This window comes from Alteromonas sp. KUL150, assembly GCF_009811475.1.
GTDB classification, from domain to species: Bacteria; Pseudomonadota; Gammaproteobacteria; order Enterobacterales; family Alteromonadaceae; genus Alteromonas; species Alteromonas gracilis.
Genome location: NZ_BLIJ01000026.1, coordinates 13,080 through 30,595 on the forward strand (window position 1 = coordinate 13,080; position 17,516 = coordinate 30,595).

At 44.3% G+C, this 17,516-nt stretch carries 13 protein-coding genes; 9 read left to right on the forward strand and 4 right to left on the reverse strand.

Features of this window, described 5'->3' with window-relative positions; translation table 11 throughout:
• Positions 1-32: 32 nt before the first annotated feature.
• Together GVO62_RS04800 and GVO62_RS04805 are read right to left on the reverse strand one after the other, a co-directional pair.
• The gene (locus GVO62_RS04800) at positions 33-1,253 is read right to left on the reverse strand and encodes a GNAT family N-acetyltransferase/peptidase C39 family protein (protein ID WP_308469233.1); all 1,221 of its coding nucleotides are present in this window, start codon (positions 1,251-1,253) and stop codon (positions 33-35) included.
• Positions 1,254-1,360: 107 nt separating this feature from the next.
• Positions 1,361-2,848: a RimK family protein gene (locus GVO62_RS04805; protein ID WP_105931930.1), complete on the reverse strand. Its 1,488-nt coding sequence runs from the start codon at positions 2,846-2,848 to the stop codon at positions 1,361-1,363.
• A gap of 250 nt (positions 2,849-3,098) precedes the next feature.
• On the opposite strand from GVO62_RS04805, the gene GVO62_RS04810 reads away from it, so the two are divergent.
• On the forward strand, positions 3,099-4,067 hold the full coding sequence (locus GVO62_RS04810; RefSeq protein WP_159117969.1) for a calcium/sodium antiporter: 969 nt from the start codon (positions 3,099-3,101) through the stop codon (positions 4,065-4,067).
• Positions 4,068-4,181: 114 nt separating this feature from the next.
• Here GVO62_RS04810 and GVO62_RS04815 read toward each other — a convergent pair whose 3' ends face one another.
• Positions 4,182-4,670, reverse strand: a complete 489-nt coding sequence (locus GVO62_RS04815; protein ID WP_159117970.1) for a hypothetical protein — start codon at positions 4,668-4,670, stop codon at positions 4,182-4,184.
• Between the two features lie 387 nt (positions 4,671-5,057).
• On the opposite strand from GVO62_RS04815, the gene asnS reads away from it, so the two are divergent.
• Positions 5,058-6,455, forward strand: coding sequence for an asparagine--tRNA ligase (gene asnS, locus GVO62_RS04820; RefSeq protein ID WP_159117971.1), 1,398 nt, complete (start codon positions 5,058-5,060; stop codon positions 6,453-6,455).
• Between the two features lie 111 nt (positions 6,456-6,566).
• On the opposite strand, the gene GVO62_RS04825 is transcribed toward asnS, so the two are convergent.
• A complete protein-coding gene (locus GVO62_RS04825) occupies positions 6,567-7,592 on the reverse strand; it encodes a phage scaffolding protein (RefSeq protein WP_236547070.1) in 1,026 nt (341 codons plus the stop codon).
• 150 nt (positions 7,593-7,742) lie between these two features.
• Here GVO62_RS04825 and GVO62_RS04830 point away from each other — a divergent pair, with 150 nt between their 5' ends.
• The 7 genes from GVO62_RS04830 to GVO62_RS04860 all read left to right on the forward strand — a co-directional run bounded on the left by GVO62_RS04830 (position 7,743) and on the right by GVO62_RS04860 (position 17,494).
• The gene (locus GVO62_RS04830; RefSeq protein ID WP_159117972.1) at positions 7,743-8,885 is read left to right on the forward strand and encodes a paraquat-inducible protein A; all 1,143 of its coding nucleotides are present in this window, start codon (positions 7,743-7,745) and stop codon (positions 8,883-8,885) included.
• Entirely contained in the window at positions 8,882-10,534 is a 1,653-nt protein-coding gene (gene pqiB, locus GVO62_RS04835) for an intermembrane transport protein PqiB (protein ID WP_159117973.1), read from the forward strand. Before GVO62_RS04830 ends, pqiB begins: the two co-directional genes overlap by 4 nt.
• A gap of 194 nt (positions 10,535-10,728) precedes the next feature.
• Complete coding sequence (locus GVO62_RS04840; RefSeq protein WP_159117974.1) at positions 10,729-11,328, forward strand: PqiC family protein; 600 nt, start codon at positions 10,729-10,731, stop codon at positions 11,326-11,328.
• A 12-nt stretch (positions 11,329-11,340) separates the two neighbouring features.
• On the forward strand, positions 11,341-12,468 hold the full coding sequence (locus GVO62_RS04845) for a GGDEF domain-containing protein (protein WP_159117975.1): 1,128 nt from the start codon (positions 11,341-11,343) through the stop codon (positions 12,466-12,468).
• Between the two features lie 119 nt (positions 12,469-12,587).
• The gene (locus GVO62_RS04850; protein WP_159117976.1) at positions 12,588-13,736 is read left to right on the forward strand and encodes an efflux RND transporter periplasmic adaptor subunit; all 1,149 of its coding nucleotides are present in this window, start codon (positions 12,588-12,590) and stop codon (positions 13,734-13,736) included.
• Positions 13,737-13,745: 9 nt separating this feature from the next.
• Positions 13,746-16,916 (forward strand): efflux RND transporter permease subunit, encoded by a 3,171-nt coding sequence (locus GVO62_RS04855; protein ID WP_159117977.1) that lies wholly within the window; start codon positions 13,746-13,748, stop codon positions 16,914-16,916.
• A gap of 89 nt (positions 16,917-17,005) precedes the next feature.
• Entirely contained in the window at positions 17,006-17,494 is a 489-nt protein-coding gene (locus GVO62_RS04860; protein WP_120960119.1) for a GNAT family N-acetyltransferase, read from the forward strand.
• The last annotated feature ends 22 nt before the right edge of the window (positions 17,495-17,516 follow it).

A 17,516-nucleotide genomic window follows, 5' to 3' on the forward strand; every position in this document is an offset into this window, starting at 1 on the left:
CCTTAGCTAAAACTTAACTTTCGTAGTAAGTTTTATTTCTTCAATTTAAGGAGGACCAATGTTCTTACTTTACGCGTGCCATAACTGGCAAGTCTTAAAAAATCATCGCGAGCAACCGGAATGTGCTGATACTCAACGGGTTGACCTTCGCTTGCGTCAGGATCATGAAGGTAGTAGCAGTGAGCGTCACAGCTCGTAACTGCTACCCAATGGGGCACTTTCTTTTTATCGAAAGCATATGTGCTAATAAGGCACAAAACAGCACCACCAGATTTTAAAGTTTGGTCAATGATATCGACGCGCCAGTCTGAAATTTCGACAGAGATCCCTCTGGCAGAAGCGTCTGTCATAAATTGTGCCTCGACGTTTTCGACAATCGCCTTTTTGTTGGAATCACGCACGCCATCGACAAAAAGCGGCACATTTTGGTTGATAACCACATCTGCCGTGTAGCCTTCGTTTACTGCCGCAAGCGCTAAGCCAACTGGATGGCATCCTCCGTGTCCCGACATCATGAAAATAGTTGTTGCGGTGCGCCATAGAGAAAGTTCTTTTTCCTGTGTCATTTCAAAGTTATTGTCCAGCGCGCACATTGCCATCATCAGTGCTGATGGACCACAGGTAAAATCCGTAGTTTGCTGATACCAAGGATAAACCTCAGGTTTAACCGATTTACTTGGGACCAATACCTTTTGCATGCGTAATGCGTCTGTATGATCGTCATAATAATCGGTATACATACCAAATTGACTGAACCCTAGCTTTTTATAAAGCGCAATGGCACCAGCGTTACCTACTGCCACTTCAAGGCGCATGAATCGCTTTCCCCGCAAAAGCGCCCGCTCCCCCAAGCTGTTTATTAACTTTTCAGCGATTCCCAAGCCTCTCGCTTCATGAAGTATTGCAATAGAATACAGTCGGGTAAGCTGTGTACCACGACGAAGCAAAAGCAAACCGTAACCGACTATACTTTGCTCATCACTATCGCTTCCGTGCAGACCTCCTATTGTATTGTGAGTAGTTTGCCCACGTTTTCCGTTCTTACTTTCGTCTAGGCCGCTCACCGTAGAACGACAATCGCGTACGGCTACAATAAGCTCGGCATGTGTTGCCTCTATATAAAATTTAAATCGGCTTTTACTGAGCCTGTCAGTAGTGAAACAGGTTTTCTCAATGTGCTGAAGAGCCGCAAGATCTTGCAACGTGGCAACGCGTAGCGAAACCTTAGGCTTCGCACAAGAGACGGGTGACATTTCCCCTTCAGCGTTCGACGTATTATCAGGCAAGTTTTCCATCACCGGATTTTCGCTATTCATAGTATGCACACTGCCCTCTTTACTCACAGCTTCAGCCGATGTAATCATCGCCCTCTTTGCTCCAACCTGTCGGCAAACTCCTGCATAATTAACTCGTACAATTCTTTGCCTAAATATTTATCTTCGACACCCGAATCGATACTTGGATTGTCGTTCACTTCAATCACATAAACGGCGTTGCCGGTCTGTTTTATATCTACGCCGTAAAGACCATCGCCTACTGCTTTGGCGGCTTTAATAGCAGCTTGAAGTACTGGCTTGGGCACTTCAAACGTAGGCATTGTGGCAAATCCACCCGAAGAGAATCGATCGCCCTGGTGGTTATAGATTTGCCAGTGGTTGCGCACCATAAAATACTGGCAAGCGTAAATAGGTTTGCCACCTAGCACACCAATTCGCCAGTCGAACTCAGTGAAAATATATTCCTGAACTAAAACAAGCGCAGACTCTGCCAACATTTGTTCTAAACGTACTTTCAACGCATCTTTATTTTCAGCTTTGTGTACACCACGGGAAAACGAGCTTTCCGGCAGTTTTAATACCAGCGGTAATCCAAAGTCAGCTATTAATTTATCGCACACTTCATCCGTGGCGCTCGATACGAAGGTCGCTTTCGGCGCTGGTACTTTTTGATACGCAAATGCATCCTGCAAGTACACCTTGTTACAACAGCGCAGAATTGACTGCGTGTCGTCCATCACCACAATTCCTTCTCTTTCAGCGGCTCGCGCTAAACGATAGGTGTGATGGTCAATTGCTGTCGTTTCACGAATAAACAGGGCGTCATAGTGTCCAAGCTCTTCTTGCGACAGGCGACTTACTACATCAGCGCGAAACCCCACTTTTTCAGCCGCTTTCACGAAATTTTTAATAGCACGTTCATCACTGGGCGGCGTGCTTTCTTCTGGATTAACCAAAATCGCCATGTCCCAGCGCGTTCTCTTGCTGGTTTTACCTGCTTTCCATTGAATTTTTGTATGTGCTTCGAGCTGCTCAATAAAACGAGCCTGTTGCTTGGCATCTAAATCTTTAAACGCTTTCGCTTGGACACTGGCAAAGCCTTCTATTTGAACCTTCCCACTGTTCTTGGGCGACATTTTGGTATCAGTAACCGTTGGACTTAAGAACAAAGCGGGATACGGATATTTTTCAAACGCCTGGCGTGCCAAACGCTTAAAACGCTGATCTTTCACTTCGCCAAAAAGTACTAATATAGGTTCATCAGTTAACTCAGTATTGTCTTGCGGTACCGACAACGAAAAAACAATGCGATCGATACTTTTCTCTTCCGCCATACGTAAATCGTTGATGGTGTTTACTGAAGGCAATACAGAGTGGTTACGTGCCTGGGCCAACAATGAACAATAGTAGCCCTCACTCAAATAGCGTGTGGTATCGCAGATGTTAATGACCCGCGTCTTGGGCTCGTTCAGTTTAGGGAATTCAGCAAGGTAATCCTGAAAAGTAAGCACGGTTAAAGCGGTGTTACGAAAAGGAGTAACATCATCAGTAACAATCAAGGTATTGTGCATGTATATCGCTTCTAAAAAATGTGTGGATGGTTACAATTAGCGTAGCGTTTGCTTAAATAACAAACACAGTGAAAGTGGCGCTGAGTTTACGCTCAACTTATTTTTTTCAAAGCAGAATTAGCACGGCTTTTTTTCATCGTTAAGACAACAAAAACTTATGTCTAATAAATCTATCGAAACAGCTTTTATTTATTAATTTTGCCTATACATAGAAGTGGGCAAAAAGACACAAATGGTTTAAGGAGTACATATGCTATTAGCCAGCTTGGCTATTTTAATCGGGTTACCGGTTTTACTTTGGAGCGCAGGGAAGTTCGTAGGTGGAGCAGCATCTGTCGCCAACCATTTTGGTTTATCGCCTCTTCTTATTGGCATGCTGATTATTGGGTTTGGCACGTCTGCCCCTGAAATTATTGTTTCAATTTTTGCCGCCATTCAGGGAAACTCTGGCATTGCGTTGGGTAACGCCTATGGCTCTAACACAGCTAACATTCTACTGATCCTAGGCTTAACCGCGCTCATCAGCCCTATTGCAGTAAAATCTGAGATCATCAAAAAAGAACTGCCTGTATTATTAGGCATTACATTTTTTGCAGTATGGCAAATATGGGATCTAAACGTTTCTAAAGACGATGCGTTTTCATTGCTAGGGTTATTCATCTTACTGATTTCATGGAGTATTTATCACGGCATGAAGGGCGACAAAGACGCCCTGGCCGATGAATACGATGAAGAAATCAATAGTAACGAAGGCACGGTTAAGACACACGTAATGTGGTTAATCGCTGGACTACTCTTGCTGGTTGCAAGCTCTCGTATGCTGGTTTGGGGGGCGGTAGAGATAGCGACTTTCTTTGGTGTGAGCGATACGATAATAGGCCTTACTATCATTGCTATCGGCACATCATTACCTGAATTGGCTTCATCATTAATGGCGGTTAAAAAGGGTGAACACGACCTTGCCATAGGTAACGTGATTGGCTCAAACATGTTTAATACATTAGCGGTGGTTGGTATTGCAGGAACAATTCAGCCCATGGCAGTAGCATCAGACTTCTTGTATCGCGACGCCATGGTGATGTTTGCTTCTTCTGTTGCTCTGTTTATTTTCTGTATCGGCATTAAACGCCAAGGACGCTTAAACCGCTTAGAAGGTGGCGCATTTGTGCTGGCTTATGCAGCCTATACATACTGGCTTATACAGGCTGCGTTTATTTAATTTTTAGGGCTGTTCAAGCAGTTAGCAATGGTTTAGCTTTAGATGGCGGCTTGACTCTCTTGGGTCAAGCCGCTTTTGTTTATATTGTCAGACAGCTTTAACGTATTTTGAACGTTAAAGGCCTAACGTTGTAGCAAGCGTAATTAAGCTGATACCGGCAATGGCAAGCAAGATGAAAAGATTAATCCCAAAACTATCCGAGCGACGACGGTTTCTTCTTGCACGCATAATGATACTTACCAGGGTAACGATCAAACACACCTGAAGCATGATGGTCATTGCAGAAAGATGACTTTCAGACCAGGTTGTATCCCCTTTGATGCCCCAGTATTGCTGTACGCCGCTAATAAAGTCAGGTCGGGCATAATGAAACAGTACCAGTACGACAACCATGCCCACCCAACCAACTATATTCAGCCCTACCATGACCTTATAAAATGGCGTTTGAGAACGAGGCGTAGAACGACGTTCAGCAAGTTGCTCGTAAGTCATTTTACTTCTTTCATTTTCCGCATCATCAGAACGATTAATATCCTGTTGAGAGGCGCTCGGCTCTTGTGCTTGCTGGGGCACTGACGTGCTTGAATCATTTTTATTTCCCATTTGTCACTCTGTTCTCTGGCATCCCGCTTTATGTTGGGTATACTAGCGTGCTATTGGATTGTAATTCATTGCTTATTTTTATATCACCTTAGCAAATTGCGGTCGATAAAAAGCATGTTGCGTTCGGTAAGCTATTCAACTTTCGGCAGGTTTTTCGCGAAAGTATTTTGCATCGCTAGAGAATGTTCAAAATTCGCCAACGTTTTTGAACAGATTAAAAGCGTTACAGATTGTAAGTATTTATCGGCATCACAATCCAAAACATTGACTAAAACACAATTTAATATGTATCTAATCTTTTAACGGTAAATGATTAGATGCACTTGGTTGTTGGGCATAACCCAGCCACAAGAAACTGCATAAAATCAGTAAGACGGAGAAATTAACATGACGCATGCGCCCGTAGTTGACGTACTTAAAGGTAAGTACGCCGTTGGCGAATCGGTAACCGTAAAGGGTTGGGTAAGAACACGCCGCGACTCTAAAGCGGGGTTGTCTTTTATTGCACTACACGACGGTAGTTGCTTTGATCCTGTACAAGTTATTGCGCTAAATTCTCTGTCAAATTATGCCGATATCCAGCGCCTTACTGCTGGTTGTTCATTGTCGGTAACCGGAACAGTGAAAGAGTCGCAAGGTCAAGGGCAAGCATTAGAAATTGAAGCCACTGAGGTGGAAATTGTCGGTTTGGTTGAAAACCCTGACACCTACCCTATGGCCGCAAAACGCCACAGCATTGAATATCTTCGCGAGTATGCTCACCTGCGTCCCCGCACTAACGTTATCGGTGCGGTAACCCGCGTACGTAACTGCTTGTCTCAGGCAATTCACCGCTTTTTCCACGAAAAGGGCTACTACTGGATCTCTACGCCAATTTTGACAGCTAGCGATACAGAAGGTGCTGGTGAAATGTTCCGCGTATCAACACTTGATATGATGAACCTTCCTCGCGACGACAAAGGCAACGTCGATTACTCAGAAGATTTCTTCGGTAAAGAAACCTACCTAACGGTATCAGGTCAGCTTAATGTTGAAACCTACTGTACTGCCATGTCTAAGGTGTATACCTTCGGTCCTACGTTCCGAGCGGAGAACTCAAACACCTCTCGTCACCTTGCAGAGTTTTGGATGATTGAACCTGAAGTGGCGTTTGCTGAACTTAAAGACGTAGCGCAGTTAGCTGAAGACATGCTGAAATATGTGTGTAAAGCCGTACTTGAAGAGCTGCCTGATGACATGGCGTTCTTTGCTCAGCGTATTAAGAAAGATGCCATTGAGCGTTTAGAGAAACTAGTAAGCTCTGACTTCGTTCGCATGGACTACACTGACGCCATCGAAATACTGCAAAACTGCGGAAAAGAATTCGAATTCCCTGTTGAATGGGGCATTGATTTGTCTTCTGAGCATGAGCGTTACCTTGCTGAAGAGCATGTTGGTGCGCCGATTATTATGCAAAACTACCCGAAAGACATTAAAGCATTCTATATGCGCATTAACGACGACGGCAAAACCGTTGCAGCAATGGATGTACTGGCGCCTGGTATCGGTGAGATCATCGGTGGTTCGCAGCGTGAAGAGCGTTTAGACGTTTTCGATGCGCGCCTTGACGAAATGGGCCTCTCGAAAGAAGACTATGCGTGGTATCGCGACCTTCGCCGCTACGGCACTGTACCTCACTCAGGTTTCGGTCTCGGTTTCGAGCGCCTTGTGGCCTACGTCACCGGCATGCAAAACGTACGTGACGTGATCCCATTCCCACGTACACCGGGTAACGCTAGCTTCTAAGTCAGTCTAAAACGTTAAGCTAATACGATCTCGTGAATATAAAAGCCTGCTGACATGCAATTGTAAGCAGGCTTTTTTATACTAAACAGCTTCGCGATGAAATGCTCTATGTCACGGAGTAACACTTACCCCAATGGCGGCTGAACGGCATGGCTCTACCGAATAGACGTAGCCGTCTTCAGTCTCGGAAAGTTTCGCTATTTGCAAAATCTCATAGTCGTTGAGCTCAATCACCCGAGTCCCTTCCGGATGAGCACAACGAGAACGAGAATCTGCCTCAAATTCATAGATAAAGCTGGCTAGCGCTTGGCGCTGTGTTTTTTGGTAGTTAATGCTTTTTTCTTTTGCATCATTTAACAGTGTCGTTAAGTCTTTTTCTAATTCAGAGACTTCTTCTGTCTGTTTTTCTATTAACTGTGTTTCATTACTTTCAAGCTGCTGTTTAGTCGTATCCTCAACGGTAATGAGAGGGTTGGCGCTTTCACTATTGAATTCAGAGAGTAATCCCACATGCCCTGCTACAACGCCAAGTTGCAGTGCCACGCCTAGCGTCCAAACAAAGCGCGCTACGGCGGTAGATAAAACAAAACGATAGCCGGATTTGTGCCATAGCCTTTGTACACCAAAAGGTTTTAGCAGTAATAAGAAAAACAAATAAACAAAAATGACGAGCATTCCGCCAACTAATGCCATTAATGTCGTAACAAAAAACCAGCTTGGCACCATGAGTATAAGCGCAAAATTATGGCTGTAGGGTAGCGCGCTTGCAGAAACACCGGTTATACTATTGACCAGTCCGCTAGCAGAAGCGAGCGCAAAATTAGCGATAATGGCATAAATAAACAGGATCACTGCTTTTCCAGGTAGGCTGTTCCAAAGCACCATGAACCTTGGCCACGTCTCGCTAACAATACCTGCAAGCGCAAAACCAAACATAACCACTTCGAACAGCCTACTTTCGATACTAAAAAACAGCTGTAACAGAAGCATGCTGGTTGCTAAAAAGTAACAACGCTGGGCAAAAGTGATGCTTAGCCAAAAGCGTAAAAAGCCTATACGCCGTTTCAGAAACAAACGGTTTCCTTGTTTGTTTACTTTTTCAAACACACTACGAATTTCGCTTTTCATTTTCATCATTTAATCGTCAATTGTTATTGTTATACTTCTAAACACGACTGGCTTTACTTCCCGACATGCTCGCAATGCGTTATTCTGTTGATTCCAAAAATCAACGGGTTATATCTCTAGACTGCTTGTTAGCATGCTGAAGCAGTTTGCAAAAACCTTATGGCTGAATCTAATACATTATCTATAGTTTGTGAGCAATGCCATACTCAAGTGCACATACCTTTGCTGGCACATAGGCAACGGGCGGTGTGCCCGGTATGCAATCATACGCTATTATCTTATCGAAATGGCGCAAGCGAAAAGTTGCTAGCCTATACCACCAGCGCTCTCATTTTTTTACTGTTATCACTGCCGTTTAATTTTCTAACGTTTAAAGCTAGCGGGCAAAAGCACAGTATTGACTTACCGACCGGCATTACCGTACTTGTTGAAAACGATTACCTATCGCTTGCTATTATCACTAGCTTAGCCACCCTTTTGTTACCGGGTATGGTGTTAGTTGGAATGCTTCTACTATCTTTGGCTCAAATTCAAAATCGCCGGCCGTTTTATTTACCTAGGTTGCTACAGCTAGTAAAAGCGCTATTACCTTGGAGCATGGCTGAAATATTTCTAGTCGGTACATTAGTTAGTCTTATCAAAATTACTGAGCTTGCCGATGTGTCCATTGGGCTTTCATTCTATGCCTTCATCGGTTTTTCTGCTTTTACTGCACTCTGTATATCTCAGTTTGATGCCACCCGCTATGCAATGTGGTTGTCACAAGGTGTGCCACCACAACCCAAACCCTTGTGCGAAGCGCAGGCGAAAGCGAGTATTCAGCGCACGTGGGCCCTATTGCTCACCGCCTGCATTTTATATATCCCTGCCAACCTACTTCCAATTATGTATACTGAATTTTTTGGAGAGGAAACACCTAATACAATTATCGGTGGGGTCATCTCGCTTTGGGAATCGGGTTCGTATCCCGTAGCCATTATTATTCTCGTTGCTAGTGTCATTGTGCCTGTGGCAAAGATTATTATTCTTGCCTGGCTTAACTTTTCCGTGCAGCGCGAGAAAACCACATCGAAACAATTACGTATACGTTATTACCGCATAACCGAAGCTATAGGTCGCTGGTCGATGATAGACGTTTTTGTTGTGGCAGTACTGGTATCCCTCATTCAAATGGGCAACACCATGTCAATTTATCCAGGCCAAGCGGCTCTCGCCTTTTGTGCCGTAGTATTTGTAACAATGATAGCCGCGATGACGTTCGATTCTAGGCTAATTTGGCAGCAGTGGAAGCAATTATCATGACCGCAAACGATCCGAATATAAACGAAGCAAAGGTGAAACCAACTTCATCAGTCTCTCGCATTTGGATTATTCCTATTTTGGTGATCATTATTGGCGGCTGGATGGTGTATTACCAGTGGAAGAATCAGGGCCCACTTATTACGATTGAGCTCCACTCTGCTGCCGGTATTGAGATTAATAAGACTCCAATTAAAGTAAGAGATTTAGACGTTGGTCAGGTCAAAAAAATAACCTTGAAGCCCGATTTAGATGGTGTGCTCGTTACGGCCAGAATTGATGCGAGTGCAGCTCATCTTCTCAACGAACATGCAAAGTTTTGGGTTGTTGCCCCCCGTATTAGTTTTTCAGAGGTATCAGGGCTCAACACCCTGTTATCAGGTAGTTACATAGCCATGTCGGCAAACGACAAGGGCAAAGAGCAACTAAACTTCAAAGCGCTTGAGCGCCCCCCTGTTACCCCACCAGGGACGCCCGGTCTCCATGTTATGCTAAAAAGCGACGATGAGTTCGCTTATAAGCCCGGCGACCCTATTATCTATAAGGGTTTCAAAGTAGGTGAATTTGAAGACGCCACTTTCAATATCGAAGAGCGAGTGGTGTATTACGATGCCTTTATTGAAGCGCCATATCATAAGCTAATTACCAACACGACCCGTTTTTGGGACGTCAGCGGCGTTAAACTATTACTTGAATCAAACGGTGTTAGCGTTGAAACCGGCAGTTTAGAAACACTTCTGGCCAACGGCATCACTTTCGGCATTCCAGAAGGCGTACCAAAAGGCGAGCAAGTACTTGATAACGCGTTCTTTACGATTTATGGAGACAGTGCCTCGGCCTCTGACGCACGCTACAAAGTGGCGGCAGAGTACTTGTTGCTTATCGACGAAAGCGTTCGGGGCCTAACGGTTGGCGCCCCCGTTGAATACCGTGGCATTGAAATTGGCAACGTCACAGCAATAAATTCTTTCCCTGCAGTTGAAGGAAACATCCTTGAACGGGACTACCCAATACCTGTTCTTATCAATATTTACCCTGGAAAAGCACGACAGCCCGATACGGAAGAAGGACTCAGCGCCATCAAGCAAACCATCAGAAATTGGCTCAATAGAGATCTTCGGGCCTCATTGCGTATGGGCAATATCCTCACCGGCGGCCTATATGTGGATTTGCAGCACGTACCAGATGCAGGTAGCAGTGGCAAAATTGACGTTATTAACGGCTATGAAGTTATCCCCACTGTGAGCAATGAATTCACACAGCTAACGCAAAAAGCCGACGCAATACTCGACAAAATAAACCAGCTTCCACTTAAAGAGATGGTGGAAAATGTGCAGCTTGCGGTTGAAGACATGCGCCTTGCTGCCGAGTCTGTAGAGACAGCAAGTGATGATTTCGATGTTCTCATCGCTGACATTGATGCCAAAGCACTCAACAGTAACCTCAACCAAGTTCTTGTTAGCCTCGATGGACTGCTCAAAAACTACAGTGAAGGTGGCTTCAATCAATCAGAGATTAAAGAGACAGTGGATGCACTTCAAGAAACAATGAGAAATATGCAGCCACTTTTATTAAAACTCAATCAATCGCCTAGTAGCTTGATTTTTTCACAGGAAAGCGAAGCAGACGTTCAGCCTAAAGCTAAAAATTAGTGATGCTCGTTTTATAAAGTTTGGAAATTTTTAAAAATTATCTGGCATGAAAAGTGTTTAAAAAACACACAAAACTACTAACATTCACAACATGCCTATATTTGATTGCGCTATAGTCTAATGTGAACGTTTGTAAGAACAGTGTAAATTATTACGATTACATCCGCCCATCAAGGATGAAGGATTCAAAACAAATGATAATGCAGTTTATATCGGGCTTGGCATTTTTAAGAAATAAAGCGTCGCAAGTCAGTATATTAGTAGTTTCATTTCTGTTAATACAGGGATGTACGTCGGCGCCGGCTTCACTTAATTATTACTTACTTCATTCAACCGATAGCATGGCTTTAAAGCAAAGCGCTGCCAAACAAATCATTGTTTTAGATAAAATAACCCTCCCTGACTATTTGAAGCACAGGGGGTTGGTGTATCAAACAAGTGACACTAATCTTCACATTTCAACTAGTCATTTGTGGGCTGAGCCTGTCGAAGAAGGGTTGACAAAAGTGCTTTCAAGCGCACTGGCCGATAAACACATTTCACTGAATCGCGGGGACCAGTATTCCAAGGAAGAGTCAACGCACGTATCTTTGCATATCGGCGATTTTATTAGTACCTATGAGGGCGAGGTTGTGTTGTCAGGACAATATACGATCAGTAGCACAACGGACGGCACTTCTATTCACCCCTTTAAATTTAAGGCGTCATTAGACAGCGACGGATTTTCATCAAGTATTAAAGCCATGAGAAACACGGTTGCTCAGTTGGCTCAACACGTTGAACGGAACCTTTAGAATTTTACAATTATGCTTAGTGCTTTAAAGCAATATGTATTTAGCGGTGTAAGTCGTCACTACAAAGACGAAACCAATAGACGGATCATGGTTGTCAACTTGTTCGCAGCTGTGGGGATGTCTATTACCTTTATTCTAGGGTGTCGAGCGTTCTTTGCGGCAGAGTATTCCCTTTCAACAACTCTTTTCACCGCCAGCGTTGTCTTCGCCATATCTCAGCGGTTGCAGGTACGTATTGCAAGGCCTCTCGCGCGCACGGCCTCCATAACCTTATTAATCCTCTGCCTGATGGTGCTCACGTTATTGCTACTCATAACGGGCGGTAAAGATAACACAGGGCCTTTGTGGATATATTTAGTTCCACCTGTCACCATGTTTTTTGCTGGGTTTATTCGCGGATTATTTTCACTTATCGCGTTCACCGTAGTGAGCGCAATCGTCATGTTCGGATTCGATGAAGCTATACTGGTCACACAATATACCTACGCATTTAAAACAAGGCTGCTCTATTCGTTTATGACAGTCTCCTTTTTATCTGCGTTTTACGAGTATAGCCGCCAAAAAAGTTACGATACTGCACTGTATTTAAGCGAACAATTTGAACGCCAGGCAAAACACGACCATCTTACTCAGTTATTGAACAGGCGCGGTGCACAGCAGTGCCTTGAGCGAGAATTTGCCAGAATTGTGCGTAATAAGAGCAAGTTCTCAATTGCCATCGCCGATATCGACCGCTTTAAAAGCATTAACGACACGTTAGGTCACGAACAAGGTGACGAAGTACTGGTGCAGATATCTAAAGTATTTACTACTCGCCTACGCAGGCAAGATATATTGGCGCGGTGGGGCGGTGAAGAGTTTATGTTTATCTTTAATGATACTGATGAGGCAGGTGCTGTGGAGGCGCTTGAGCAAATAAGAGAAACATTGAATCAAGCACCGCTTTATATTAACGGTCATGAATTTCGCGTAACGAGCAGCTTTGGCGTAAGTGAAGTGACGCCGGATATCGATATTTCTAGCGCTATACGATGTGCTGACAAAGCGTTATACCACGCTAAAGATAACGGCAGAGACCAAGTTTGTGCCATTTCTACCCTCAACTCCCCTACCCATTCGGAGCAACGCACTTCGTTTTAACGCACGATCTTTTCATCTTTACACTAAATTGACTCACGTTTAGTTACATTTGCGCTGTATTCCTGAAACACTTTAGCGATACACTATATGAAGTATTCGCTCTAAAAGTAGATTTAGCTATGAAATGGATGAAGGTTGCATTGCCTATTGGTGTTTTACTGGTTGGCTATATGGGTATGAAAGGAATTGAGGCCTCAGCGTCTGACTCTGCGATAACGGAAGAAGTAGATACTCGCCCCACTGTAACAATTGAAGCTTTATCGCCAGAGGATGTGCGGATTCAGCTCACCTCCTATGGAGAGATAATGCCTCTTGAGACGACTAATCTTGCAGCGCAAGTTTCGGGTGAAGTTCAGCGATGGAACCCCAAATTCGTTAGCGGCGGATTGGTGAGACGCGGTGAAACACTTTTTGAAATAGAAGCAGATGCCTATGAAGCAGCCCTCTTGATGGCCGAAGCTAACTTAGCCAGTGCGCAGGCTCAGCTAATTCAAGAGCAAGCGCAAGCCGATGTAGCAGCAAAGGAAGCGAAAACGATGCCCAATGCGCGGGTTACTGACCTTTACCTTCGCAAACCTCAAGTTATGAGCGCAAAGGCAGCGCTTAAATCTGCAGAAGCACAACTTAAAATAGCAAGACGCGACCTTGAAAATTGTAAGGTCAAAGCCCCGTACGATGCGTTAGTGGTCAGTAGAAATATCAGTACCGGCGACTACGTGACCCAAGGCACTCCCGTCGCGGTTATAAACAATATCGAGTATGCCGAGGTCACTTTCCCAATAGCTGGCTTCGATCGCGTATTCTTAGCTGATAATACTATAGGCAGCGAAATTGCTATTGAAGTAGACGATATCGAGGGCGCTACTGTTAAGGGCACTATCCACCGAGATACGGGCGTGGTAGACAACACAACCCGTATGAGTTATTTCGTTGCACGCATTGAAGATCCATACGCAATAAACACGTCAAAACCCATCATAAAATTTGGCTCATATAGCACTATTGCTTTTGAAGGCAAAACGCTTAGTGATGTATATCGCATACCCCAAGAACTTATCACCAATCGCTTGATTTGGACGCTTGATGATGAAGACAGACTTAAATCACACAAAGTAAAGGTTGTTCGGGAAGAGAACGGCGACTTTCTGATTCAAGGTGATTTTAACGCGAAAAAAGTAGTGATGAGTTTACCCGAATATCCACAAAACGGAATGCCGGTTAGGGTGATCAAAACGACTAATGAACTTGTGACGGCTAACGCAAACTAAGGAGCTGTCATGGAAAATCATAACAACACGCAAAGCGGTATTATAGCCTGGTTCGCGAGAAACTCCGTCGCCGCCAACTTACTTATGTTCTTCATCATTGTGATGGGGATAGCTAGCTACTTTACTATCCAGCGCCAGATGTTTCCCAACATCGAAATTAACTATATCACCGTTGAGGCAAACTATCCTGGCGCCTCTCCTCAAGAAATTGAAGAAAGTATTTTCATCAAGGTTGAGGAAGCAGTTAAGGATATTACCGAAATTAAACGCATCGTATCAAGAGCATTTCGCGGTGGCGGTGCGGTCACGTTAGAAATTGATACTAAAGCTGAACTTACCGATGTACTCGACAAGGTAAAACTGCGCGTGGACAGCATTGCCACCTTCCCAGCCGGAATGGAACCTGTGAACGTGTCGCAAGTTGAGTTTCAACAGCAAGTTATCGAAATGCCTATTGTAGGTGATTTACCGCTGTCTGAACTGAAGGTGCTGGCTAAAGAAGTTGAAGATGAGCTATTACAGCTAGGTTCGATTTCCTTAGTTGAAGCCAATACGCCCGATGATGAAATTGCCATTGAAATTAAACCCGATACGCTCAGAAAATATGGGTTAACTATTGGCGATATTACTCAGGCTATTAATAGCTATTCAGCCAATATTTCTGCAGGTCAGCTTAGAACCAATGCTGGTATTGTATCGGTGCGAGTTGAGAACCAGTATTACAGCGGCGATGAATTTAAACAAATTCCCATTAAGATTGGCGCAGGCGGCGCTAAGGTCACGCTAGGTGATGTTGCTTATATTAACGACGGCTTCGTTGAGGGTGAACGCTACTTTAAATACAACGGCATGAACGCCATTTACATCGCCGTTAAAGCAACAAAAACCCAAAACACCATTCCCGTTGCAGAAACGGTTAAAACCTATATTGAACAGAAGAACGAAACCCTCCCTCAGGGCGTCAGTTTAGAAGTTTTAGTGGATATGACCTACTACCTTAACGCACGTTTGGACATGATGTTATCAAACCTCGTTCAAGGCTCTATTCTTGTAGCGCTTATGCTTACCCTATTCCTTCGCTTTAGATTGGCTGTGTGGGTGATGGTCGGTCTGCCAGTGTGCTTTCTTGGCGCAATGATGTTAATGCCTATATTCGGCGTAAGTATTAATATTTTGTCGCTGTTTGCCTTCATCATGGTACTGGGTATTGTGGTTGATGACGCCATTGTTATTGGGGAAAGTGCCTATACTGAAATTGAGAGTAAAGGTGGTGGCATCGACAATGTTGTCAGAGGCGCGAAACGCGTGGCAACACCCGCAACCTTCGGTGTTTTAACGACAATCGCTGTATTTGCTCCGTTTACGTTAAGCAGTGGTCCAGAAGGCGCATTTTTCTATAACATTGCCGTAGTTGTTATTCTTTGCTTGGCGTTTAGTTTAATAGAATCAAAGCTCATTTTACCCGCCCACCTTGCCCACACGAAGTTTTCGCCCGTTAAACAAGATAGTTGGCGAGCCCGCTTTAATCGAGGTTTCTTTGCATTTGTAAATGGCCCTTATAAGCGCACCGTTGTCAAAGCCATTGAATGGCGCTGGGCAGTATTGATGATGTTTATCGCAATGTTAATGCTAAGCATGGGGCTCATTGCTGCTAATTACGTTCGCATGGTTCCAAACCCCAAAGTACCTCATGATTTTCCTAGCGTAAAAATAGAAATGAATGAGAACGTGTCTGATTTAGCCACCATCAATGCACTGAAAATCGTAGAGCAAACTATTTTAGATGTTGAAGAGCAAATTATTGATGAGTTTGGTCAAGGTATGATCAGAGATAGACTCGCCTTTAATGAAGATAGAACCGAAGGTCGAATTTTAGCCCCTCTGGTAAACGAAGAAGATCGTCCCATCGATACTTTCGAGCTTGCCCGTCGCTGGCGCGAAGCTATTCCTGAAATTAGCGGCATGAAGTCGTTTACCGTCGTTGACGATGTAAACGGTGACGGCGATGACGGAGAGTTTGGTTATTTGCTGTTTGGTCCAGATATCGACACATTAAATGCGGCGGGTCTGAAGTTCATCGAAATGCTGCAACAGCAAGACGGGTTGTTTGACGTAAGTTCTACTATCGACCCCCCAAGTAAAGAAGTACAGATGACGCTACTTCCTGTTGCTTATGATTTAGGCCTCACCCTTTCTAATATTGCATCACAAGTAGGTGCTGGGTTTTATGGCGGTGAAGCACAGCGCGTTATTCGAAATGGCGAAGAAGTGAGAGTCATGGTTCGCTATCCAGAATTAACCCGTGAGCGCTTCGCTGACTTGAAGTACTCATTGATCACCACGCCAGGCGGACAAGAGGTTATGCTAGGCGACGTAGTAGCATTAGAGGAAAAACCTGGGATTAGTTATATTCGTCGCGAGGGCGGATACCGCAGCGTTTATATTTGGGGCAACATCGATGAAGAGAAAGTTGAGCCTAATGAAATAGTTGAAGAAATTAAGGACAAACTTCTTCCTCAGCTTAAGGAGTTATTTCCATCGGTAATGACAGAGCTTGGCGGCGATATTGAAGAGCAGCAAGCGCAGCAAAATGAGCAGATACTGTTTTTCTTAGCTGCCATGATCATGGTATATATATTATTAGCGGTGCCGTTAAAAAGTTATGGCCAGCCGCTTATTATCATGTCAGTGATACCCTTTAGCTTTACTGGTGCAGTTTTCGGTCACTTTGTACTCGGCTTAGACCTGTCTATGATGTCTAACTTCGGCCTGATTGCCGCAGCAGGGGTTGTAATCAATGACTCGCTAGTAATGACGGACTTTGTGAATCAGCGTCGTGCGCAAGGCTACAGCGTAAGAGAAGCGGTTACAGAGGCTGGTACCGCCCGTTTTAGAGCGATTACCCTTACCTCTATCACCACGTTCGTTGGGGTATTGCCAATCATGTTTGAGACCAGCTTGCAGGCCGCGTTTGTTGTTCCTATGGCTGCGGCATTGGGTTTTGCTGTTCTGTATGCCACATTGGTTACGCTAATTTTGGTGCCTTGCTTATACCTGATTCTGCTAGATTTACATATTCCATATACGTTTATTAAAAGCAAAATTGTGCGTAAGAAGAAGTCTGATGGCAGCGACAATACTGTCTCCGCCCCTCCTCAGCCAAGTAGTTCAATTGACTAGCCTTTTTGGCTGATGATATAAACGAGTACTGTTACGTAAAAATGAGCCTCTAAAGGCTCATTTTTTCATGCATTGAAAGGAAAAAAACAATGAGCGATTCAATTTCTATAAGACCCGCAATGCCCAGCGACATATCGCAAATTCGCCAGTTTATTCTGGAACTCGCCATTTATGAAAAAGCCGAGCACGAAGTTGAAGCCTCCGAAGCGGCGCTGTTAAAGACGTTATTTGGAGAAGGAGCCACTGCTCACTGTGTAATTTGTGAAAACAATGATGCCCCTATTGGCTTCGCCGTTTATTTCTTTAACTACTCTACATGGCAAGGGCGAAATGGACTCTATCTTGAAGACTTGTACGTATCGCCTGCCTCTCGCGGCCTCGGCGCTGGCAAAGCACTACTTCAGCATTTAGCCAAAACGGCAGTGGAAAACGATTGCGGTCGATTTGAGTGGAGCGTTTTAGATTGGAACAAGCCTGCAATTGATTTCTATGAGTCGCTTGGCGCGAAACCCAAAAGTGAGTGGCTAGGCTACCGCATGGATGGACAGACACTTATCGACTTTGCCAAACAAGGTTAACTTTGCCAGTACAATAGGTAAC

What these genes read in the sequence shown, in the direction of transcription:
- GVO62_RS04855 (WP_159117977.1), top strand. Translation starts at nt 13,746, where the DNA reads ATGGAAAATCATAACAACACGCAAAGCGGTATTATAGCCTGGTTCGCG.
- GVO62_RS04810 (WP_159117969.1), top strand. Translation starts at nt 3,099, where the DNA reads ATGCTATTAGCCAGCTTGGCTATTTTAATCGGGTTACCGGTTTTACTT.
- GVO62_RS04815 (WP_159117970.1), bottom strand. Translation starts at nt 4,670, where the DNA reads ATGGGAAATAAAAATGATTCAAGCACGTCAGTGCCCCAGCAAGCACAA.
- GVO62_RS04830 (WP_159117972.1), top strand. Translation starts at nt 7,743, where the DNA reads ATGGCTGAATCTAATACATTATCTATAGTTTGTGAGCAATGCCATACT.
- GVO62_RS04850 (WP_159117976.1), top strand. Translation starts at nt 12,588, where the DNA reads ATGAAATGGATGAAGGTTGCATTGCCTATTGGTGTTTTACTGGTTGGC.
- GVO62_RS04845 (WP_159117975.1), top strand. Translation starts at nt 11,341, where the DNA reads ATGCTTAGTGCTTTAAAGCAATATGTATTTAGCGGTGTAAGTCGTCAC.
- pqiB (WP_159117973.1), top strand. Translation starts at nt 8,882, where the DNA reads ATGACCGCAAACGATCCGAATATAAACGAAGCAAAGGTGAAACCAACT.
- GVO62_RS04840 (WP_159117974.1), top strand. Translation starts at nt 10,729, where the DNA reads ATGATAATGCAGTTTATATCGGGCTTGGCATTTTTAAGAAATAAAGCG.
- GVO62_RS04800 (WP_308469233.1), bottom strand. Translation starts at nt 1,253, where the DNA reads ATGTCACCCGTCTCTTGTGCGAAGCCTAAGGTTTCGCTACGCGTTGCC.
- GVO62_RS04805 (WP_105931930.1), bottom strand. Translation starts at nt 2,848, where the DNA reads ATGCACAATACCTTGATTGTTACTGATGATGTTACTCCTTTTCGTAAC.
- asnS (WP_159117971.1), top strand. Translation starts at nt 5,058, where the DNA reads ATGACGCATGCGCCCGTAGTTGACGTACTTAAAGGTAAGTACGCCGTT.
- GVO62_RS04860 (WP_120960119.1), top strand. Translation starts at nt 17,006, where the DNA reads ATGAGCGATTCAATTTCTATAAGACCCGCAATGCCCAGCGACATATCG.
- GVO62_RS04825 (WP_236547070.1), bottom strand. Translation starts at nt 7,592, where the DNA reads ATGATGAAAATGAAAAGCGAAATTCGTAGTGTGTTTGAAAAAGTAAAC.